The sequence below is a fragment of the Lactobacillus sp. ESL0233 genome (genome assembly GCF_003692995.1).
GTDB lineage: Bacteria > Bacillota > Bacilli > Lactobacillales > Lactobacillaceae > Lactobacillus > Lactobacillus bombicola.
On record NZ_REHH01000003.1, the window covers coordinates 68,167 to 90,754 of the forward strand.

The 22,588-nt window shown below is 34.4% G+C and carries 22 protein-coding genes and 1 pseudogene; 19 read left to right on the forward strand and 4 right to left on the reverse strand.

Translation table 11 applies throughout. The features are described 5' to 3' along the window. The 5 genes from F5ESL0233_RS00670 to F5ESL0233_RS00690 all read left to right on the forward strand — a co-directional run bounded on the left by F5ESL0233_RS00670 (position 1) and on the right by F5ESL0233_RS00690 (position 3,855). Positions 1–729 (forward strand): transcriptional regulator, encoded by a 729-nt coding sequence (locus F5ESL0233_RS00670; RefSeq protein ID WP_090093937.1) that lies wholly within the window; start codon positions 1–3, stop codon positions 727–729. Positions 730–785: 56 nt separating this feature from the next. Continuing rightward, on the forward strand, positions 786–1,907 hold the full coding sequence (locus tag F5ESL0233_RS00675; RefSeq protein WP_370448328.1) for a YibE/F family protein: 1,122 nt from the start codon (positions 786–788) through the stop codon (positions 1,905–1,907). Further along, positions 1,907–2,677 carry a YibE/F family protein gene (locus tag F5ESL0233_RS00680; protein WP_122058252.1) on the forward strand — a complete coding sequence of 257 codons (771 nt, stop codon included), beginning with the start codon at positions 1,907–1,909 and terminating at the stop codon, positions 2,675–2,677. Before F5ESL0233_RS00675 ends, F5ESL0233_RS00680 begins: the two co-directional genes overlap by 1 nt. Next, a complete protein-coding gene (locus F5ESL0233_RS00685) occupies positions 2,664–3,488 on the forward strand; it encodes an alpha/beta hydrolase (RefSeq protein ID WP_122058254.1) in 825 nt (274 codons plus the stop codon). Before F5ESL0233_RS00680 ends, F5ESL0233_RS00685 begins: the two co-directional genes overlap by 14 nt. 118 nt (positions 3,489–3,606) lie before the next feature. Continuing rightward, a complete protein-coding gene (locus F5ESL0233_RS00690; RefSeq protein ID WP_122058255.1) occupies positions 3,607–3,855 on the forward strand; it encodes a hypothetical protein in 249 nt (82 codons plus the stop codon). A 124-nt stretch (positions 3,856–3,979) separates the two neighbouring features. Here F5ESL0233_RS00690 and F5ESL0233_RS00695 read toward each other — a convergent pair whose 3' ends face one another. Beyond that, positions 3,980–4,315, reverse strand: a complete 336-nt coding sequence (locus F5ESL0233_RS00695) for an aggregation promoting factor surface protein (protein ID WP_090093974.1) — start codon at positions 4,313–4,315, stop codon at positions 3,980–3,982. Positions 4,316–4,506: 191 nt separating this feature from the next. Between F5ESL0233_RS00695 and F5ESL0233_RS00700 the strand changes: the two genes are divergently transcribed. Beyond that, the gene (locus tag F5ESL0233_RS00700) at positions 4,507–7,038 is read left to right on the forward strand and encodes a M1 family metallopeptidase (protein ID WP_122058257.1); all 2,532 of its coding nucleotides are present in this window, start codon (positions 4,507–4,509) and stop codon (positions 7,036–7,038) included. Positions 7,039–7,097: 59 nt separating this feature from the next. Here F5ESL0233_RS00700 and F5ESL0233_RS00705 read toward each other — a convergent pair whose 3' ends face one another. Continuing rightward, a complete protein-coding gene (locus F5ESL0233_RS00705) occupies positions 7,098–8,309 on the reverse strand; it encodes a L,D-transpeptidase (RefSeq protein WP_122058258.1) in 1,212 nt (403 codons plus the stop codon). A gap of 93 nt (positions 8,310–8,402) precedes the next feature. On the opposite strand from F5ESL0233_RS00705, the gene F5ESL0233_RS00710 reads away from it, so the two are divergent. The 9 genes and pseudogenes from F5ESL0233_RS00710 to F5ESL0233_RS00750 all read left to right on the forward strand — a co-directional run bounded on the left by F5ESL0233_RS00710 (position 8,403) and on the right by F5ESL0233_RS00750 (position 16,072). Next, positions 8,403–9,194, forward strand: a complete 792-nt coding sequence (locus F5ESL0233_RS00710; RefSeq protein WP_122058260.1) for a DUF4931 domain-containing protein — start codon at positions 8,403–8,405, stop codon at positions 9,192–9,194. A 95-nt stretch (positions 9,195–9,289) separates the two neighbouring features. Further along, entirely contained in the window at positions 9,290–9,904 is a 615-nt protein-coding gene (locus F5ESL0233_RS00715; RefSeq protein ID WP_090093924.1) for an ECF transporter S component, read from the forward strand. A gap of 57 nt (positions 9,905–9,961) precedes the next feature. After that, positions 9,962–10,452: pseudogene (locus F5ESL0233_RS08350) on the forward strand (ATP-binding cassette domain-containing protein); the annotation flags it as partial. A 91-nt stretch (positions 10,453–10,543) separates the two neighbouring features. Then, positions 10,544–11,137, forward strand: a complete 594-nt coding sequence (locus F5ESL0233_RS00725; protein ID WP_122058263.1) for a hypothetical protein — start codon at positions 10,544–10,546, stop codon at positions 11,135–11,137. A 379-nt stretch (positions 11,138–11,516) separates the two neighbouring features. Then, complete coding sequence (locus F5ESL0233_RS00730) at positions 11,517–12,704, forward strand: ABC transporter substrate-binding protein (protein WP_122058264.1); 1,188 nt, start codon at positions 11,517–11,519, stop codon at positions 12,702–12,704. Between the two features lie 30 nt (positions 12,705–12,734). Then, entirely contained in the window at positions 12,735–13,613 is an 879-nt protein-coding gene (locus tag F5ESL0233_RS00735; RefSeq protein ID WP_090093920.1) for a branched-chain amino acid ABC transporter permease, read from the forward strand. An 8-nt stretch (positions 13,614–13,621) separates the two neighbouring features. Beyond that, entirely contained in the window at positions 13,622–14,575 is a 954-nt protein-coding gene (locus F5ESL0233_RS00740; RefSeq protein ID WP_090093918.1) for a branched-chain amino acid ABC transporter permease, read from the forward strand. Positions 14,576–14,578: 3 nt separating this feature from the next. After that, the gene (locus F5ESL0233_RS00745; RefSeq protein ID WP_090093916.1) at positions 14,579–15,361 is read left to right on the forward strand and encodes an ABC transporter ATP-binding protein; all 783 of its coding nucleotides are present in this window, start codon (positions 14,579–14,581) and stop codon (positions 15,359–15,361) included. Continuing rightward, positions 15,362–16,072, forward strand: a complete 711-nt coding sequence (locus F5ESL0233_RS00750) for an ABC transporter ATP-binding protein (RefSeq protein WP_182431340.1) — start codon at positions 15,362–15,364, stop codon at positions 16,070–16,072. It abuts the gene before it with no gap. A 58-nt stretch (positions 16,073–16,130) separates the two neighbouring features. Here F5ESL0233_RS00750 and F5ESL0233_RS00755 read toward each other — a convergent pair whose 3' ends face one another. Then, positions 16,131–16,775: a histidine phosphatase family protein gene (locus F5ESL0233_RS00755; RefSeq protein WP_090093914.1), complete on the reverse strand. Its 645-nt coding sequence runs from the start codon at positions 16,773–16,775 to the stop codon at positions 16,131–16,133. 22 nt (positions 16,776–16,797) lie between these two features. Beyond that, the gene (locus F5ESL0233_RS00760; protein WP_122058266.1) at positions 16,798–17,430 is read right to left on the reverse strand and encodes a matrixin family metalloprotease; all 633 of its coding nucleotides are present in this window, start codon (positions 17,428–17,430) and stop codon (positions 16,798–16,800) included. Between the two features lie 177 nt (positions 17,431–17,607). Here F5ESL0233_RS00760 and helD point away from each other — a divergent pair, with 177 nt between their 5' ends. The 4 genes from helD to F5ESL0233_RS00780 all read left to right on the forward strand — a co-directional run bounded on the left by helD (position 17,608) and on the right by F5ESL0233_RS00780 (position 22,439). Beyond that, positions 17,608–19,899, forward strand: a complete 2,292-nt coding sequence (gene helD, locus F5ESL0233_RS00765; protein WP_122058267.1) for an RNA polymerase recycling motor HelD — start codon at positions 17,608–17,610, stop codon at positions 19,897–19,899. Positions 19,900–19,908: 9 nt separating this feature from the next. Further along, complete coding sequence (locus F5ESL0233_RS00770) at positions 19,909–20,358, forward strand: GNAT family N-acetyltransferase (protein WP_122058269.1); 450 nt, start codon at positions 19,909–19,911, stop codon at positions 20,356–20,358. A gap of 148 nt (positions 20,359–20,506) precedes the next feature. Then, positions 20,507–21,421, forward strand: coding sequence for a type I pantothenate kinase (gene coaA, locus F5ESL0233_RS00775; protein ID WP_122058270.1), 915 nt, complete (start codon positions 20,507–20,509; stop codon positions 21,419–21,421). A gap of 31 nt (positions 21,422–21,452) precedes the next feature. After that, positions 21,453–22,439 carry an ornithine cyclodeaminase family protein gene (locus F5ESL0233_RS00780; protein ID WP_122058272.1) on the forward strand — a complete coding sequence of 329 codons (987 nt, stop codon included), beginning with the start codon at positions 21,453–21,455 and terminating at the stop codon, positions 22,437–22,439. The last annotated feature ends 149 nt before the right edge of the window (positions 22,440–22,588 follow it).

A 22,588-nucleotide genomic window follows, 5' to 3' on the forward strand; every position in this document is an offset into this window, starting at 1 on the left:
ATGAGTGGTAATAAGCATGATTTTGAAGAATTAACCGCACCGGCAGCAACTGCTAAGGAATTACAAGTTAGTGTAGCAACTTTAAGAAAGTATTCTTTAATTGTTGAAAAGGTTACTGGCCAAGCAAATTATTATGCTAGAACTAAGCAGAATGCGCGGCTATATAGTAAGCAAGATGTTCAAGATTTACAAGATTTTCATCGATTAGCTCAAAAAAATGGTTTAACTTTATACGAAGCAGCGCAGCAAGTTTTTGCAGTTAGTTCAAAAGAAATCAAAAAGACAAACCAGACTAAAAAAGGCAAGCAAGAGATAATGACATCTGCACAAGTGATGAAATTAATTGATGCCTTTCAGCAAACTATTAGCCAACAGAATACGGCACTGGAAAATTTACAAGAGCAGCTCAACCGGATTGAAGCTCAAAACCAAGAACTATTACAAAAACAAAATGGTCAAACTGAAAAGTTCGAGGGTTTGGCAGATATTTCTGGGATAGTAACTGATGAAGAAAGCCAACCCAAAGCACAGTTATTTACAGCTAAGCAAAAGCGCCAACAAATTGTTCATGATGAAAAGAAAACGTCTGAGCAGCTTCATGATGAAATTTTAGCTAAAGCTCAAGAAAATTCTCAAAAAACAGCTAGTGTTAATGAGCACCGAACGCTAATTGATATGCAACCTGAGACAGAGACTAGACATTGGTGGCAAAGATTTCTTAATCTATAAAATAAAGATTAGCTAATATTGATCATAAGAAATTATAGTGAATTATGTAGGTTAGGATGTTGATTTTGAAAAAAATTAAGCAACGCTACTTGGTAGCGGTAATAGTGATGCTTATTGGTCTGATATTGACGGCTAGTATTTATTTTGCCACTAATATTTATACTAAAAATGACGTTGCAATAATTACCGATGAAAAAATCACAGATACTTTAGTCGAAAAAAGTAAAGACGTATACGATAATAAAGATGAAACTAGAAAGCAAGTCTTGCATTTGAAAATTCTATCTGGTAAACATCAAAATCAAACGTATACAACAACTAACTTTTATTATCCATCACAGCTTGTAACCCAAAAGTATCGTCCAAAACAGCGAGTTTTTGTCAATATTAAAAAGAATGATCCAGCAATTCAAAATCCTAAGCGAGACTGGGTAGTTGTCTTGGCTATAACAGTGATGACTACCTTACTTGTAGCAGTTTCTGGTAAAAAGGCACTGGGACTAATTTTGTCAATGCTCTTGAGTTGGCTACTTTTCTATTTTGTTATTATGCTGAATATTAAATTAAATGGTGCGTATATTGTCTTGCTATTTGCTGTAGCAGATATTGTGTTTTCCTTTTTCAGTTTATTAATTGTGCAAGGATATAACCGCAAAATGTTAGTGACCTGGTTAGCTACTTTATTAGGCGTTTTTATTTCTTTTGCACTATGTTATATCATCATGCGTTTAACAGGAGAGTCAGAAATCAAATATGAGACTGGTGACTATGCTACGCAAGATCCTCGCGGCATTTTTTTGGCCCAGACTTTATTAGGGATTTTGGGAGCAGTAATGGACGAGGCCACTGACATTGTTTCTAGTTTATATGAGCTGATTCAAACTAAAAAGGACATTACAACTAAACAGTTAATTAGGAGTGGGCGGACCATGGGTCAGGAAATTATGGGACCGCTAATCAATGTTTTAGTTTTAATTTTTATGTCAGAAGCCCTACCTTTAACAATTATTTATTTACGTGATAATAATAGTTTTGGCTCAACTTTTGGTTTTACGTTATCTTTAGGTGTTACTCAAAGTGTGATTTCAGCCATTGGTATCGTGTTAACGGTTGTTTTTGCAACAGGCTGTAGTTTGTTATTTTTAGATAAAAACAGGTGGAAAGTGTGGCATAAGTAATGAGTACATTAACTGCTTTGATAATAGTTTTAGCGATTTTGATGACGATTATCGGTGGCGAGACAGGAATCAGGAGCTTCTTTAGTGTATTAATTAATACGTTATTATTAATTTTATTAGCAGTTCTTATTTCCTGGGGTATCAATATTCCATTACTTATTTTGATTTTTATTCCACTCAAATTAGTGACTATCATTTTTTTAGGCACGCATGATTATCAAGTTGCTAAAAATTCATTTTACTCGTCAATGGTTGTTTGCTTATTAGTCAGTGTAGTAATTTTAGGTTTTGAATATATTGCACAGGCAGCAGGACTTGGTCCTGAAGCAGGAGAAATTCTAGTAGGTTTATCACAGATGCCGGGTTTAAGTTATCCACTCATTGCTGTTGCCGTTGCTATTTTTTCAACTTTAGGTGCAGTAGCAGAAGCAGCTGTCGCAATTAGTTCTGGATTATTGGAAATTAAAAAGCATAACCCTAAGATTACATATGATGAATTAAGGTCAAGTGGGACAAAAATCGGTAATGATGTTTTAGGCACAGCAATAAATACCATTTTGTTTGGCATGTTTGGTAGCTGCCTTTCTTTATTTTTATGGTATATTCGATTAAATTATACTCTAGGTGAAATTTTTAATGAGAAAATGCTAGTTAATGAAGCCCTGATTATTGTGTATTCCCTAATTGGTGTAATATTAACGGTACCATTAACAACAAGCTTTTTAGCAAAAAGTATGGTAAAACGTGAGGCAAAAAATGAAAACAAATGAAATAATTTTAACAAATTTTAATGGACGCAAGTTTAAAATTCATCCATATATTTTGGATTCAATTGGTGATTTAATCAAGCCGCGGCATCCATTGGCAATTGTGATTCCAGGTGGGAGTTTTGATCACCTATCAAAGCGTGAAGGTGAGCCAATTGCCTTAGCTTTTAATAATTGCGGGTTTAACAGTGTTGTGATGGATTATAACCTGATTCAAGATGCAGGTGATATTTATCCAGATGCTGGCTTGGATGTTTTAACCACAGTAAAATATTTTCGTGATCACGCAGCAGAATATCAAATTGATGCCGACAAAATTGTAACAATTGGCTTTTCTGCTGGTGGTCATGTGGCAAGTTTTGCTAACAGTATGGCTAATTCGCTGGAATACCAAAATCGCTTTAATTTTACTGCCAAAATTGTTTTACCCAATAAAACTATTTTAGGTTATCCTTTGATTAATCTGCATAAAATTGGTTTTGCTATCCCAAAAAATGCAACCAATAAAGTACCAGCAGATCAATTTGTACTAAATAGTGCTCTAGGGGTGACTTCTAGGACACCAGCTACCTTCATTTTTCATGCTTGGGATGATCCAATCGTTTTAGTGACTAACACATTAGAATATGCAACGGCACTACGAAAGGAAAAAGTGCCGTGTGAAGTTCACCTTTTTAATAAAGGTGGACATGGTTTTTCTCTAGCCCGGACAGATATGGTGACAAGAGGTCGCGAATGGCAAGATAATTCGCATGCAGCTCATTGGTTTAATTTGGCGCAAGAATGGTTAAATAGTGAGTGGCTAAATAAATAATTCAGAAAGCATTAAAAATATTAACTTTTTTTAATAATGTCTTGAATTTAATTCATAAAAGCATATAATTATATACTTAAATCGAAAGAAAGGACATGATTTTTTGAAGCTAATAAAAATGAAAAGATTAACCGCAATTAATGGCTTACTAACTTTGACCAGTTTATTCATGTTGTTCTTTGGATTATGTGATCAAGTTAATGAGTCAAATCAATTGGTTCAAACCGACCAGTTAATTGCCCTAACAAATAGTGATAATCTAATTATTTTTACTGCGGTTATAGCATTAGTGATTTTTGGTTCTGCCTTTTTTGCAGGCTGGCTTAAAAGTTCGTGCAAGACTCGTTTATTATATGATAGAACTTAAGTATATTAGGAAGTTGTACTTAAATTAGTATAGTGCAACTTTTAGTTTGAAAAAGCAAATTAAAAAGCAGGTTAGTAACTGACTAACCTGCTTTTTTACTTAGGACAAATTAATATGAAATTTTTTAATACCAATGATGGATAAGCCAAAATCTTTTCGCATTAACCCATGATCCATAACGATTATATACATAATTATCGGCAATACGCTCTTGATTTTTAGGGGAATAGTTACCACCTAAATATGCTAAATTAAGCTGGTATTTACCGTAACAAACTCCATTACGTGCATTGTAATTACCACCTGATTCGTGGCGGGCAATCCAGTTTTTAGCTGCCCTTTCTTTTTTAGATAATTTTTGTGCGGCTGCTACAGTTTGTATAGCAGTGTCTTTATGAACTAATTCAATAATTGCAGTGCAGTTAACCGCTAAGGCTAAGGCTGTAATTAGTTTAAGCATGAATTTTTTACCTTTAATCAATTTGTCTTATACCTCACTAAGTAGTCTATTTAATACTACAGATACTATACCTAATAAATATTTCATTGCTGTTACAGAAAGAACACGCCTGCCTTACAATCCAGTTTTAATGATATTCAGATGTGATTTTGGTAAAATTTAGTAATAAGCTTTTTTCTAGGAGGTAAATTATGACAACGAAACATTTTTATGAAACTTTTCATCCTGATCATTACGATTTATTCATTGATGTTAATCGAGAAAAGAAAACAATTGCTGGTACGTCAACAATAACCGGTGAAGTAATCGAAGATACTGTTTTAATCAACCAAAAGTATATGGAGGTCTCTTCAGTTAAGTGTGATGGTGTTGAAGTTCCATTTACAGTAAGTGATAAAGACGAAGCAATAAAGATTGACTTAGGTAAAAAAGGTAGCGTCAAGATTGAAATTGTTTATACTGCACCGCTAACAGATACAATGATGGGAATTTATCCGTCCTACTACATGATTGATGGTGTAAAGAAACAAATTATAGGTACCCAATTCGAAACTACAGCTGCGCGTCAAGCATTTCCCTGTGTGGATGAACCAGAAGCTAAAGCAACTTTTTCTTTAGCACTTAAGTATGATGAACACGAAGGTGAGACCACACTAGCTAACATGCCAGAAATAAAAGTCGAAAATGGTGTGCATTACTTTGAAAAATCTGTCAAAATGTCCAGCTATTTAGTTGCTTTTGCCTTTGGTGAATTACAATCTAAATTGACGAAGACCAAAGATGGTGTTGAAGTTGGTGTTTTTGCTACTAAGGCACACCAGGCTAAAGAATTGGATTTTGCTGTGGATATTGCTAAACGTGCAATTGAATTTTATGAAGATTTTTACCAGACTAAATACCCACTACCCCATTCATGGCAATTAGCTTTGCCAGACTTTTCAGCTGGTGCAATGGAAAATTGGGGATTAATTACTTATCGAGAAGCAGCTGTTTTACTTGATCCAGATAATGCTACAGTTGAGCAAAAGTCTTATGTGGCAACGGTTATTGCTCATGAGTTAGCACACCAATGGTTTGGTGATTTGGTCACAATGAGATGGTGGGACGATTTGTGGCTTAATGAAAGTTTTGCAAACATGATGGAATATGTTTCAATAGATGCCCTAGAGCCTGATTGGCAAATCTGGGATAACGCATATCAAATTTCAGAAGTTCCAGCAGCGTTGAAACGAGATGCAACCGATGGTGTTCAATCGGTCCATGTTCAAGTTGAGCATCCCGCTGATATCGATTCATTGTTTGATGGAGCCATTGTTTATGCTAAGGGCTCCCGCATGCTGGTAATGGTTAGAGCCCTATTAGGTGATGATGCTTTACGCAAGGGACTTAAGTATTACTTTGACCAACATAAATATAGTAATGCAACCGGTGATGACTTATGGAATGCCTTATCAACGGTGACTGATTTAGATATTGGCAAGATTATGCATACATGGCTTGATCAGCCTGGCTATCCAGTTGTCAATGCACATGTTGATGAAAATGGACATTTGATTTTGCAACAAAAGCAATTCTTTATCGGCGAAGGTAAAGAAGTTGGTCGAACATGGGCAATTCCAATAAATGCAAATTTCAAAGCACCACAAATTATGACGCAAACAGAACTTGACTTGGGTGATTATAAACAACTACGTGCAGAAGCTGGTCATGCTTTGCGGCTTAATGTCGGTAATAGTTCCCACTTTATCGTTAATTATGATGAAAAATTAATGGCCGATATCATGGCAAATCTTGAACAGTTAACTGCAGTAGATCAATTGCAGTTATTACAAGATTTAGGTCTTTTAGCTGAAGGGGGCCAGATTTCTTATGCTGAAATTGTGCCATTATTACCTAAATTTGCTACTTCAAAATCTTATATTGTTATTAATGCTTTATTTAATACAGCCCGTGAATTACGTAAGTTTACTAAACCGGGTTCTGACGAAGAGCAGAATTTAAAAGCTTTTTATAATCTTTTATCTGAAAAGCAAATTGCTCGTTTAGGTTGGCAATCAAATAATGATGTAGGCGATGACTCGTTAATTCGCCCTTTAACCCTATCAGCTGGCTTATATGCTGAAAATGAGCAGGTTATTGAAGGCGGACATCAAATTTTTGCTAATAATAAAAATGATTTAGTTAAAATTGCAGCGTCTATTCGACCATATGTTTTAGTTAATGAAGTTAAAAATTACCGCAAGCAGGATTTAGTTGACCACTTGATTAATGAGTATCAAGTAGCAGTTGATCCTTATTATAAGGCAGATTTACTAGCCGCTATTACAGCTTCGCAAGACATAACAGATATCAACAAGATAGTGGCAGATTTTAAAAATGCGGATGTTATTAAACCACAAGATTTACGTTCTTGGTACTTTAATATTTTAGCTAATGCTAAAGGACAGCAGGCTGCTTGGGACTGGTTGCGTAAAGAATGGTCATGGCTGGAAAAGACGGTTGGTGGTGATATGGAATTTACTACTTATATTACGGTTACTGCTAGAATTTTCCATACTGCAAATAGATTGCAAGAATTTACTGAATTTTTTGAGCCTAAAATTAATCAACCAGGTTTAGGTCGTGAGATTCAAATGGATACTAAAGTAATTGCCACTAGGGTTAATTTGGTAGAACAACAACAAAGTGCTGTGAATAAGGCAATTAAAACGGTGCTATCTTAAATAATTAGCTGGATGTAAAAAAGCATTATCAATTTGATAATGCTTTTTTATTATTAAATTTAATTGTAAATGATAACTGGTTCGTGTTTGCTTATATTGCTCCATACATATTTGACTTCACTAGGCTTAATATTAACACAACCATGTGATCCACCACGTAAGTATGCTCTTTTACTCCAGTCGCTACGCCAACTGGCGTCATGAAAGCCGCAACCACTTAAGGTGAATGGCATCCAATACTTAACTGGAGAAGCATATTTAGAGCCATCGTTGTTACGACCACGTAAAGTTGCAGGAGATTGCTTGTAATGAATGTACCAGACCCCTTCAGGTGTTACATTTGATTTGTTGCCAACTTTAGTTCCAGTAACAATGTCGTTTAAATGAACGGCAAGCTTACCATTTTTTACAACCCATAGTTCTTGTTTTTTTAAGGAAACTACAATATAGTTATTACCAATGCCATGATTAGTTTTACCGTATCCTAAACCATACGTGCTGTATCCTAAGCCATAAATATAATCTTTTCCATCTAAAGTTTTTGTTCCGTTTAAAAATGCCTGCTCAACAGCAGACTGGGCTTTCTTTACATAGATTCCCCAACCATAACTTTGATTTTTCACTGTAATTTTTTTACCAGATACTTGATTCCTGGTTGGAACAGCAAAGGTATATTTTTGGTGAATTGTTGAAACAGCGCGGTCAATTTTATTTAGTTCAGCTACTAAGTTTTCAGAATTAGTAAAAGTATACTTCCCTTGCTTAAAGACGGCCTGATTAATTAGTTTTTTGGCTTCTAATTTATATATCTTATTGGCAACTTTATAATTGACAATAGTGTCACTTACCGTTTGCATTTTTTTGTTAGCAGCATCTAACTCATTATTGGCAAATATATAGTTCTGTTTGCTCGGCATAGTAGTATGTTGCTTTTTAAAAAAATTTGTTACTTGTTGTTTGTTAATTGTATCAATATTTGGGTCTCGCTCAGTGGAAACTTTGCCTTTTTCTAATACAATGACATTGTTTGCTTGTTTATTTACTTTTTTAGTAGCTTTGTTAATGGTTAACTTACCAACTTTTACGCCATAGATATTTACATTTGGATTAAAATGAGTCGTAGCAAACTTTTTGGCTTGCTCTTGTGCGGCAATATGGTTGTTATATGAAATAACTCCAAAAATAACGGCAAAGATTAGTATAAATCCCGCCAGGACTAAGTAAAGATTATTGCGATTATTGTGTTTTTTTAGTTTTCTTCTTGATTGCATAAATTCACTCACTATATAAACGTAATTTTTAAAAGTAGTCGCAAATACATTTTATCATCTATTGTAGCAGTAGTAAAACATTAGGAGGGAATAATGAAAGATACTGAGCCCTTAGTCTTTGATTTCAAACTTGCTCAAGGGAAACCTAATTCTTACAAAACGACGGTAATTAATGATAGTTGTCCATTTTGCCAAGTAGATAATTTAAAAGATATCTATGTTCAAAAAGATGAAATGATTTGGCTACATAATAAATTTCCGACTCTTCAAGATACAACGCAGACAATTATCATTGAATCTGGCGATCATTGCGGTGACATTACAACTTATTCGTGTAAGTATAACCGAAAACTGCTGAATTTTGCTTTAGAATGTTTTCGCGATATGAATAAACAACAGTTTAGCTCAGTTTTATGGTATAAAAATTTTGGTCCTGCTGCTGGTGGTTCATTGGTTCATCCCCACATGCAAATTGTGGGACTAAAGCATAAAAATGGTTATAAGTATATTTCAGCAAGTAATTTTAGTGGCATCTCATTATTTGCTAGTAGTCATGTAGAAGTAAATATTGCCACGCAGCCAGTGCAAGGATATATTGAAATAAATATAAATTTACTTAGTTTAGCAGCAATTGATTTATGGGCTGATTGGATTCAAATAGCAGCAAAATATCTCTTAACTGAATTAGCAAATGGACGGTGTAAATCTTATAATTTGTTTTTTTATCCCCGAAATGATAATGGTATATGTGCTAAATTAATTCCACGCTTTGTCACATCGCCTTATTTTGTTGGATACAAATTATCCCAAGTAGATGATAATGAAAAACTGACCGAAGAAGCAGCAAAATTGAAAAATTTTTTTATTAGGAATCGGTCACATTAGATAAAGCGTAGTTTTTACTAAATATAATAAAATATGTGATTATTGTTGGTAAATTAAGTAAATTATGGATAACATGATTATTTTGAGGAGAAAAAATGCAGAGAAAACAAACCAGAAATTTAGCAATTACTGCTCTATTTGTAGCAATTTTTTTGCTTCAAACTTTTGTACCTAATATTGGTTATATTAGGATATTGCCAGCCTTGCCAGCAATAACTACTGTCCCGTTAACAGTTGCTATTTATTCTTTATTAATGGGCCCCAGAGCTGGTGCCATCTTTGGCTTATTTTGGGGCGGGCTTCGGCTTTATTTAGCTATTACTCAACCGGGGGATATGGTCAGTTTGATGCTATTTCGTAATCCGATTATTGCAGTGCTTCCTAGTGTATTGGCTGGATTGTTTTCGGGTATGATTGGGCAGGTATTTGCACAAAAATCTAGTAGAATTAAAGAATTCAGTTATATAGGCGCGGGTGCTATAGCTTCTTTAACTAATACAATTATGGTTATTTTATTGACTAGTATTATTTTCATGCACAATTCTACCCAACTCATTGGTTATCTAGGGAATTTCGACCATAATATACCATTAATTAAGGTGCTATTTCTTGCATTAGGTCTGAATGGGTTAGTTGAAATGATTTTTACGGCCATTGTAACGCCAATAGTTGTTTCACCGCTATTAAAAGTTTTACATCGGCTTAGTTAATGCTTTAAAAATATTTTTTAAAAAGAGTCTTTCACAAAGGAAAGGCTTTTTTATTAATTATTAGAAAATTTGACCAATGAAGAAAATATTGCCTTACTACTATTTCTGCAGAGGATGACGGTTAAGCATATTAATCTTTTGGTTAAATGATTGCTACCAGATTGAAGATCAGTTCAATTTTAGCTAAATATCCAGTAGAAATATCTGGTGGTCAAAAGCAGCGAGTAGCAACAGCTCGGGCTTAAGTACATAATTCGGCGATTTTATTAGCTGATGAACCAACGGGCGCACCAGACACAAAAAGTGCCAGAGAATTACTTGAGACAATAGCCGACTTAAACCAAAATGATTAAGTGACTACTGCAAGGGCCACGCATGCCCCATTTGCTGCTAGTTTTGCTAGTCGTATTTTATTTATTAAGGATGGAAAAATTGGTAATCAATTAGTTAAGGCTGATCAATCTCGAAAAAGGAAACAAAGCGATATCTTTATTTTAAATAAATTCAGTTTAAAGATAAGCCGCTTAAGGAGCTCAAGTTTTATCTAAAAAATGAACAGCCGCTATATTATATAAAGTACAAAAATTTCCAACACATGAATTAGCGTATACGGGTACTGCTGCTAATAATCTAAAAGATATGTTAATTAATGGCAGCGGGAAAGCAGTTCGCTTGGTTTCACCAACTAAATGGCAAAGGCTACAAGGTAAGCGTAGATTTATAACTTTACTGAATGTTAAAGATTTTGATTATGCTTATCCAATATTATTGCGAATTCAAAAATTACAGTTACATGAAAACCCAAAGTATTCTGCGATTTATGATAAAAGTAAACCAAATAATTATCAGCTACTAATTAATTTAACTAGTGGGTTTGAATTTATGGGCTTTTTCTTGGGGATTGCTTTTTTAACTATGCTTGCTTCAACTTTAATGTTTAAGGTTTTGAATGGAGCTAGTAAGGATAAGTCCCGTTATCAAATGTTGAATAAAATTGGAATTAGAAAGCAACTACTTAAACAGTCAATTAATTATGAAATTGGGACTTTATTTTTATTGCCGGCTGGTTTGGGAATAATCGACGTTTTGTTTGGTTTACAACTTTTTCGCAGCTTATTACCAGATCCGTATCATAATATCTGGATACCATTTATAATTTTTGGCCTTTTATACTTGTTATATTATCTTTTGACCGTCAAGCTATATAAAAAATTGGTAGTAGAGTATAAATAAAGCGTATCTAAAAAGGTAACATATCATGTTACCTTTTTAGATAGCAAAAAATAATTTAATATTTAAAAATAACTTGACAATATAATAATTATTACTTATAATTCTAAATATTAAATTAAAATTATTGGAGGTTACTTTAATGAAAACTAAATATTTTAATATTCAATCAAACATTGGAGTAATTGCCATCATAAACTTAGTAGCCGTGTTGATTATTTGCTGTAGGACTTAATTCAAAAGAAATTACTAGTGTAGTTTAAGTTTGTTAAGTCCTTGTTTGCATTTTATGAATGAGGCTTGACTAACAAATTAATTAAGCCTCATTCAGTTCGATGAATGAGGTTTTTTGATGGCTAATAGTCAATAAAAAGGAGGAAAAATGAAAAAATTCAAAAGAATACTGGGTTTGACAACGATAGCAGCCATAATGCTAACAGGTTGTAGTATTGCCAAAAACAATAACAGTAATGGAACTCACCAAGATAAGGAGACAATTAAAATTGGTGTCAATATGGAACTGTCCGGTGCAGCTGCTGGCTATGGAAATGCAGAAAAGCAGGGTATTCAATTAGCTGCTTCTGAGATAAACAAAGCTGGCGGAATTGATGTTAATGGGCATAAGAAAAAAATTAAGCTAATTATTCACGATAATAAATCTTCAATTGCTACGTCTGCTTCTGTAGGGACTCAATTGGCTACTAAAGATAAGGTAGCAGCAATTGTTGGCCCAGCAACCACTAATGCTGGTACAGCACAAATTCCTAATATTACTAAGGCGGCAGTTCCTTTTATTAGTCCATCTGCAACTGATCCAAGTTTTACCTTACAAAAAAATGGTAAAGTCCAGCCTTATGTATTTCGGACTTGTTTTCAAAATAATATCCAAGGTGAAAATGCTGCCAAGTTTGTGACAAATAAATTAAAAGCGAAGAAAGTAGCAATCTATGCAGATAATTCAAGTGATTATGGTACAGGCTTAGCCAAAGCTTTTAAAGCAACATATAAAGGAAAGATAGTTGATAGTCAAACTTATTCAGCCGGCGATAAAGACTTTAATGCAGTGTTAACTTCTTTTAAGGCTAAAGGCATCGATGCTATTTATGTTCCAGGCTACTATACTGAAGTTGGTTTAATCATTAAACAAGCCCGGCAAATGGGGATTAAGGTACCAATTATTGGGGGCGATGGAATGGTAGACCCTAAGCTTGCGCAAATTGCTGGTGCGCAAAATGCAACTAATATCTATTACACTACACCGTTTTCAACCCGCTTAGCGGCAAAAAATCCAGTCGCAGTGAAATTTATGACTGCCTTTAAGCAGCGTTACAAGGTGGGGACCTCAGCTTTTTCAGCTTTAGCCTATGATGCGGTTTATATGATTAAGACGGCTATTGAAGAGCAAAAAGCTGATGATTCGACTAAGCTGACTAAAGGATTAGCTAATATAAAAGATTTCAATGGCGTTACAGGCAAGATTACAATTAATAAGACACACGATCCAGAAATGCCAATTGCAATTGAAGAGATGACTAATGGAAAAGTAAGTAATTCATTTAGTGTTAAGTAAGATTAAAGCAAAGTTAAAGGAGTGATTAGTTTGCAAACTTTTCTTCAACAAATTATCAATGCACTATCACTAGGATCAATCTATGCCTTGTTGGCTTTAGGGTACAGTATGGTCTACGGGATTATTAAATTAATTAATTTTGCTCACGGCGATATTTATATGCTTGGCGCATTTACAGCCTACTTTGTAATTAATATCTGGCACTTTAATTTTATAACTGCTCTTTTGGCAGCAATGGTAATTAGTGCACTTTCAGGGGTATTGATTGAGTATTTTGCTTATCGACCATTACGTAAATCACCACGTATAGCAGTTTTGATTACAGCTATTGGGGTTTCCTTTTTACTTGAAAATGGAATGTCGTATTTAGTGGGTTCAAACGCACGTAGTTTTCCACAAGTAATTGCACAGGTTAACTACAGTATGGGAGGTATTTTAATCTCTAATATTCAGATTTTAATTCTAGGTATTGCTTTAATTTTAATGGTCTTATTGCAACTAATTATTAAAAAAACTAAAATGGGTCGCGCAATGCGGGCTGTTTCGGTTGATCCAGATGCAGCTGAACTAGTTGGTATCAATGTTAACCAGACAATTTCGTTTACTTTTGCGTTAGGATCAGCATTAGCAGGCGCAGCCGGAATTTTAATTGGAATGTACTATAATTCAATTGATCCGCTTATGGGAATGACACCGGGCATTAAAGCCTTTGTAGCTGCTGTTTTAGGTGGGATAGGTTCAGTTCCAGGGGCAGCTTTCGGTGGCTTTTTAATCGGAATTTTAGAAACACTTTTCCAATCAGTTGGACTGTCTGCGTATAAGGATGCAGTTGTGTACCTAGTATTGATTATAATTTTGCTCTTTTTACCAGCGGGTATTTTTGGCAAAAATATTAAAGAAAAGGTCTAGGTGGCAAGATGAAAGCAAATTGGAAATATATATTATCATGGCTAATAATGATAATTGCCGGTTTTTACTTAATTAATATCTTAATTATGGTTGGCGTGATTGATAGTTTTATTGAGAATATGCTGGTAATGATTGGTATTAATATTATCTTAGCGACTGGACTTAACTTAATTATTGGTTTTAGTGGGCAATTTTCACTGGGGCACGCCGGCTTTATGGCAATTGGTGCTTATACTACTGCAATTATTACGCAACATTTTGACAGTGAATTGGGTTTTATTATCTCGCTTATCGTGGGAATAGTATTAGCAAGTATCATTGCCCTAATTGTAGGTACAGCAACTTTTATTCGACTCAAAGGTGATTATTTAGCAATCGCTACTTTAGGTGTGGCGGAAATTATTCGTAATATAATTAATAATTTGAAAATTACTGGTGGCTCAGCTGGGATGTTCAATATTCCCCCACTAAGTTCATGGCCAACCGTTTATATCATGGTTTGTTTAACAACAATTGTTTTATTAAACTTCATTCGTTCGCGAAATGGTCGAGCAATTAAAGCGGTACGTGAAGATGAACTTGCTGCCGAAGCAATGGGAATTAATACAACAAAGTGGAAAGTGGAAGCCTTTATTCTAGGCGGAGCTACAGCAGCGATTGCTGGCAGTATGCAAGCTGCATACGTTCAAACAATTTCTCCTTCTAATTTTGGTATTATGGAATCTATTTCAATTCTAGTAATCGTTGTTCTAGGTGGTGTAGGCAGTATGACGGGAACATTTTTAGCCGCGATTGTTTTAGGAATTTTGGATACAGTTTTACAAAATTTTGGTGCACTTCGGATGGTTATTTATGCTATTGCTCTTATTTTAATTATGCTCTTTAAGCCATCTGGACTTTTAGGTAACTGGGAATTTTCTTTTAAAAAAATTATACCGACTAATAAGAAAGAGAGGGACTAGGGCATGGAACACTTATTGCAAGTTGAGCATGTGGTTCGTAAATTTGGCGGATTAACAGCTGTTGATGATGTATCGCTTTATCTGAATGAACATGAATTGGTTGCGCTAATTGGACCTAATGGTGCCGGTAAGACCACCTTATTTAATTTATTGACGGGTATGGTTCCAGCAACTAGTGGCGTTATAGATTTACAAACTAATAAGCAAAAATATGATTTGACTCATAAAAATGCAATGCAAATTGCTGATTTAGGCTTGTCGCGTACTTTTCAAAATATTAGACTATTTAAAAATTTATCAGTAATGGAAAATGTTTTAACAGCGATGACTAGTAAGTATAAAGAAGGGTTCATGACAGCTGTTTTACGCTTGCCTAGTTTTTACAGAACCGAACAAGAAATGAAGAGTGAAGCGCACCAATTATTGGAAATTTTTAACTTATCCGCTGAGGAACAAACGTTAGCTAAAAATTTACCTTATGGGATACAACGGCGTCTAGAAATAGTTCGTGCTCTGGCAACACATCCCCAAATTCTCTTTTTAGATGAGCCAGCAGCTGGAATGAATCCAGAAGAAACAGCAGATTTAACCGACTTGATTAAATATATCCAAGAGCAGTTCAAAATTACTGTATTGTTAATTGAACATGATATGTCATTGGTAATGAATTTAGCGCAAAGAATTTATGTGCTTGATCAAGGAAAAGTTTTAGCATCTGGAGAGCCGGCGCAAATTAAAGCAAATCCTCAAGTGATTAAGGCATATTTGGGAGAAGGTGCTGATTAGATGGCAATGTTAGAAGTTCAAAACTTATCTGTAAACTATGGTGTCATTCAAGCTGTTAAAGGAGTTAGCTTTAATATTAATCAAGGTGAAATTGTGACCCTGATTGGGGCAAATGGTGCAGGAAAAACGACAATAGTTAAGACTATTTCTGGTTTGTTAAAGCCCAAAAGTGGGGAAATTATTTATCAAGGAAATGAAATTCAACGTAATAAAGCCCCCCAAATTGTCCAAGCTGGTATTTCACAAGTTGCGGAAGGTCGTCATATTTTTGCTGGCATGACCGTAATGGAAAATTTACAGCTGGGTGCTTTCTTACAAAAAAATCGCGCCGAAATTGAACATAGTTATGCTGAAATTTTTCAAAAGTTTCCTATTTTGAAAAAAAGACGTAATCAAGATGCAGCAACATTATCTGGTGGCGAGCAGCAGATGTTAGCAATTGGGCGCGCGTTAATGGTTAAGCCTAAGCTACTCTTACTAGATGAACCTTCAATGGGGTTATCCCCTTTGTTTATTCAAAAAATTTTTGCAATTATTAAGGAATTAAATGAGAAAGGAACGACAATTTTATTGATCGAGCAAAATGCTAAGCAAGCTTTAGCGATTGCTGATCGCGGGTATGTTTTGGCTACGGGCACGATTCAGTTGTCTGGAACGGGGCAGGAACTACTTACTAATCCTGAAGTACAAAAAGTTTACTTTGGCGGCTAGTTATTTTTGCAAATAGCCCAATAATCTAAAAAACCAGGGCAATTAGGTCCCTGGCTTTTTAGATTTTCATTTTATTATATGAAATAACTTTTTGATTTGAATCAGTCATATGCATGATGGTAATTGATGCGTTGCGTGGTCCGACACTAATATCATAATCCCCAAAGCGTGCGGCAATACTGCGAATTGTAAAACCATGGGTAACCAGTAAAATATTTTCTGCACCATCAAGTTGATGGATTAGTTTAAAGCCCTGATCAAGTCTTGACCAATATTCTTTAGCATTTTCTGCTTCGTGAAAGGGATCAGCTTCCTTAATCCAATCTTTAATGGTGTCAATCGATTCGTTTTTAAAAATGTCATAATGATTCTGATAACCATGTGGTCCACCAATCATTTGCCAAGCCATATCTGTATCCATGCCTTCGAAATAGCCATAAAATTGTTCACGAAATAAGGGTGTTGCTAGATGTTGAATTTCGTCGCGGTTAATATTGTGCTTAATAATAAAATCGCAGGTATCATTAGCTCGTTTTAAATCACTAGATAAGGCAATATCAAAGGGGATATTTTGAAGTATTTCACCTACATGTTCGGCTGTTGCAATACCTGTTTCGGTTAGCGGTGTATCACACCATCCCTGCATTTTATTATAACGATTTATATAAGTTTGACCGTGGCGTATAATGTAGATTCTTTTCATGATTCTTTCCTTGTACTTTTAATTATTTATGATAGAGTTTTTTGGCATTGGCAATATCAATTGGCTCGATGGGATAAAGTGATTGAGCAGGATACATCACTGATTTTTTTATATTGTTATGTTTAAGACCAATTGCATGACCTAATTCGTGCTCAACTGTATTGACGATCCGCTTATAATTGTAATAGTAATTAGAAAAATTTTGTAAATAGTAGATATTTAAGTTAACAGCTGCCTCATATAAAAAGCCAGTTTTAAGATAATATTGAAAGGTGGTAAAACCGGCATAATTAGTGTAGGGATGATAGACCTGACTAATTGTAATGTCGGCCTTTTTCTTATTTTTAGTTTTACTGAATGTAAAGACTTTAGTTTTATTCCATGCACTAATTGCATCATTAGTGGCAGAAATCATGTCTGGATTATCATTTAAATCGATGTAAACTTTGGCTCTAGGCTTTTGCCAACGCCAGTGATTGTTGGTAACGACTTTAGTTTTACTATTTTTACTAGTTTGCTTTGACTTTTGCGCATAAACAACCTGGCTATTGCATTTAATAATTGATAAACTTTCATCAAAAATAAAATTGCGCAAAATTATCACAGTCATGAGTGCACAAGTTAATTTGACTAGAAAATAATTAAAACTTTTCATATTACTCAACTCCAATTTACTTTAAATAAAAAATGCCAATGCTATTAATCAAATTATAAACATAATTAGATTAACTTTCATGATTTTTCATATTTTTTACAAATAAACTAAAGAATTATATATTAATCCGATTTCATGTTAAAATAATATGCAAGTTTTGAGAAAATAGGTGACCTTATGACAAATGCGATGGATGATAAAGAGTTTGAACAAAATCATCTCAAACAAATTTTAAAAATGATTAGAGCTAAAAAGTCTGAATTGTCTTCATCAATAAAATCTGCTGCGGGAGAAGCTAAGGAACTTAATTCTCACTTTTATGATGATGTAAAATTAGATTATGATGGTTATTCTACGTCAATGGAAACAGCCTTGTCTATTCATCAGCAGCAGCAATTGCTTGATGAACGTGAAAATGCTTGGCAACATGCGGCTAAACAGTTGGGAATTGTGCAAAAGCTAGAGAAGCGACCTTATTTTGCGCGCGTAGATTTTAAAGAAAACGGTCAACAATTAGAGACTATTTATATTGGATTGAGTTCATTTGCAGATAAGGACAACCATTTTTTGATTTATGACTGGCGTGCACCAATTTCTTCAATTTATTATGATGGCAAGTTGGGGCAGGTTTCTTACATGTCACCTGAAGGTGAAATTACAGTTGAAATGAGTAAAAAACGTCAGTTTATGATTGAAGACGGTAAGATTATCAACATGTTTGATACCGATGAATCAATTGGTGATCAGATGCTTTTAGAGGTACTAGGGGAAAAATCTAGTACGCAAATGAAATCAATTGTTACAACAATTCAGCGCGAACAAAACAAAATTATCAGAAATACTAGCGCGGATTTACTTTTTGTTCAAGGAGCAGCTGGTTCAGGTAAAACATCAGCTATTTTACAAAGAATTGCCTATTTGCTATATCGTTATCGTGGTAATTTGAAAAGTAGCGATGTCATTATGTTTAGCCCTAATCAGTTGTTCAATGACTATATTAAAAACGTATTACCCGAAATGGGTGAGCAAAATATGGTTCAAATGACCTATTGGCAATTTGTGGCTAGACGCTTACCAGGCATGGAGGTAGAGAATTTATTTGACCAGTTTGAAGATCAGGTTGCTGATTCGGCAATTAGTCGTTTGAAAGATTCGACGCACTTTTTTAAGCTGATGACTCATTATGCTAAATACCTTAATCAACATGGGGTCGTTTTTAAAAATATCTATTTTCGTAATCAAAAGCGTCCTTTTTTTGATAAAGAAAAAATCGGCGAACTTTATTATTCATTCAATGAAAATTATAATTTAAGTAATCGAATTGACGCAACACGTGAGGAATTAATTAAGCTTCTTAATCGAAAGATTAATACTGAAGCTAAGAAAAATTGGGTGGCCGAAGAAATTCAAAATTTAAGTCGTGAACAATTAATGCAATTATACGATCATCCAGATCAAGAATTTGAATCAGAAGAAAAAGAAGAAAAATTCTTAAGCCGAAAAATTGTAATTAAGTCCTTAAATAAGGTGTTTCAGCAGATTAAGCGCAATAATTTTATTAACATGCGTTTACAATATCTCAATTTCTTACGGGCGGTCCCTAAAATGACTGATTTATCCAAGTGGGGAATTAGTTTAGCCGATTGGTCTAAGCATATTATAAGTGTAAAAGAAAGTTTTACTAAGCATTATATCCATATGAATGATGTTTCAGCATATCTTTACTTATATGATTTGTTAACGGGCCGTCATGTTGACTATGAAATGCGCTATGCTTTTATTGATGAGATTCAAGATTATACTCCCTTCCAATTATGTTATTTGAAATATAATTTCCCACGGGCCAAATTTACTATGTTGGGTGATCTGAATCAGGCTATTTTTACTAAAGATGAGAGCAGCACCTTGCTGAAACAAATTAGTAATTTATTTGATCCTAAAAAAACCACTGTGGTGCAGCTGACTAAGTCATATCGATCAACCAAACAATTAACGAACTTTACTAAGCAAGTTCTGCGTCAAGGTGAGAAAATTGAATCGTTTAATCGACAAGGACCAAAACCTACTCTGTGGCAAAGGTCAGATAGTGAAGCTATCCATGTCTTAACCGAAATTCTTAAGCAAAATAACATAGATAAACTGACTACGGCAATTATTACGAAAGATTTAGCTAGTGCGCAAGTTGTTGCTCAAAAATTAAAAGCCAATGGAACTAAAGCAGTTTTGATTGCTACAGCAAATCAGCGATTAGTTGATGGTACGTTAGTCATTCCATCCTATCTGGCCAAGGGCTTAGAATTTGATGCCGTAATTATGTGGGATGCTTCAAAGAATAATTATTATAAGCTTGATGAAACACAACTAGTTTATACAATAACGTCACGGGCAATGTACAAGCTTGATATTATTTATACGGGTGAAAAAAGTCCCTTGCTCGATGTTGATCAACATACTTATATTGAAAAGTAGGTAGCATAAATGATAGATAGGAAAGATTTTTCATTTAAAAAAATTGCTGATATGTCTGGACGTGAAATGTTTTGTATTGAACGCTTACGCGCAGATACATTTGTTTGTGAACAAAAAATTATTGATCCCGAGCTTGACGATCAGGACCTAGAGGCAATTCATGTTTTTCTTTTGAATCAAAAACAAACTAAGGCGTTAGCGGTTTGTCGTATTTTTGTAGAAAATAATAAGTGGATACTAGGTCGAGTTGCTGTTGATAGTAATTTACGTGGGCAACATCTTGGTGCAGAAATGATGGCGCAAGTACATAAATACTTAAGACAAAAGGGGATAAGCCAATTATATTGTCATGCACAGCTGCAGGCTAAGCCTTTTTATGATTCTTTGGGCTATCAGGCACAAGGTGATGTATTTGATGAAGCTGGTGTAAAACATATTATGATGTATTACAATTTATAAATAAAAACTCGTATATTGATACGAGTTTTTATTTTTGAGAGAAACTATTCTGTAAGACTATTCAATTTTAGTTAATGTTTTAGCCTTTTAGAATGGGGTGCTATTTTTGATTTATAATAGAATAAAATAAATTTAGGGAAGCATATTAATGAAAAATTATTTACGTTTTAAGCGGGACGAATGGGCGGCATTATCCCCTGAAAGCAAAGTCCAAGTCACACCGGAAGAACTTACAAAAATCAAATCCTTAGGTGACGTTATCAATTTAACTGATGTTCAAGAAATTTATAGTACATTAGTTTCATATCTTTATTTAATGTATCAAGAAAAATGTTCCTTACAGCAAAAGCAACGGGAATTTTTATTGCAAAAGGTGGATGCTGCACCGTTTATTATTGGTATTTCTGGATCAGTTGCGGTTGGTAAATCCACTATAGCTCGCCTTTTACAGATACTCTTAAGCCGAACGTATCCTAGTTTAAAGGTGCACTTAATGACGACAGATGGCTTTATTTACTCTAATCGCGAATTAAAAAGACGTAATTTGTTTGAACGCAAGGGTTTTCCCGAAAGCTATGATATGAACCTACTTAGTGATTTTCTGCAAGATGTATTAGGTGGAAAAAAGGAAATAGCTTACCCATTGTATTCGCAAGAGTTAAGTGATATTGTTCCAGGTAAGTATGGTCATGTAAAACGACCTAATATTCTGATTATTGAAGGTATTAATACTTTGCAATTACCAACTAATGGTCAAATTGTAACCAGTGATTTTTTCGACTTTTCGATTTACGTTGATGCACAAGAAGAATTAATTGAAAAATGGTTTATGCAGAGGTTTATTCGGGTGTTAGAACTCAATAAAAATAATCCAGATAATTTTTATTACAAAATGGCCAACGGTCCACGGCAAGATGCTTTGCAACTGGCACAAGATACATGGCAGATGGTTAATTTGGTTAATTTGCGCGAATATATAGCTCCGACTAAACAGCGTGCAGGCTTAATTTTACATAAAACAGAAGGTCATATTATTGATCAAATTTATCTTAAACAAATCTAGCTTATGAAGTTTAATTATCAAGGAGAAAATAATGTTAATTTTGACAAAAAATGATATTGAAATGTGTTATTCAATAGAAGATTGTATCAGTGCAGTACAGGATGCCTTTGAATATTTTTCTGCAGGTAAGGTTGATGTTCCGCTAAGAACCCAAATTGTTAAAAGTAACGGTAAAGATAGTTTTTTATGTATGCCAGCTTTTTGTGAAGCATATAATGCTGCTTGTGTAAAAGTTCTGAATATGTTTCCCGAAAATATTAATAAGGGTAGACCCTCGATAAATGCCCAAGTATTAAATATTGATACTCAAACTGGTGAAATTAATGCAATTTTGGATGGTAATTATGTGACACAATTACGAACGGGCGCTGCATCTGGTGTTGCTCTAAAATACCTTGCTAAAAAAGATTGCCATAAAGGAGCCTTAATTGGGACAGGTGGTCAAGCTGCTACGCAGTTAGAAGCAATGTTGCTTATGTGCAAGCCAGCATTAGTCCAAGTTAGTGATTTAGATTTTGTAAGAGCAACAAGATTTGCACAAGAAATGCAGCAAAAATTTGCTAAATATCAGACTAAAATTATGGCGGTTGAATCAGCTAATACTGCAATTAAAGATGCTGATGTTATTATTTCAGTGACGCCTTCAACTACACCGGTTTATGATGCTAGTTATATTAAAGCAGGCGCAACTATTTGCGGTGTAGGTTCTTATCAGCCACAGATGGAGGAAACTCCAGCGGAGTTAGTAACTAGGGCTGATAAAATTTATTTTGATTCGCAAGCGGCAGTTTTAGCGGAATCTGGTGACTTGATTATTCCTTTAAATAAGGGGTTAATTTCGCAAGTCAAGCTTACTGGCGAAATCGGCCGTGTAATTAGTGGCGAACTTGTGGGACGTGAAAATGATCAAGAAGTAATTTTCTTTGAAACAGTAGGAATAGCTGCGCAAGATTTAATGACGGCTAAAACAATTTATCAAAAAGCTGTTGAGCAAAAAATTGGTAGTAAGCAAAATTGATTATATTAAAGAAATAAAAATAGTAAAAAGTAAAGTAGTTAATGTCTGCCATAATTTAACTATTTTTGTAGCGGGAAGGACAAGTTTGCTATAATTAATTAGATGAATAAGATTTATTTATGATTGATTAAAAAACTCACATTGCCTCT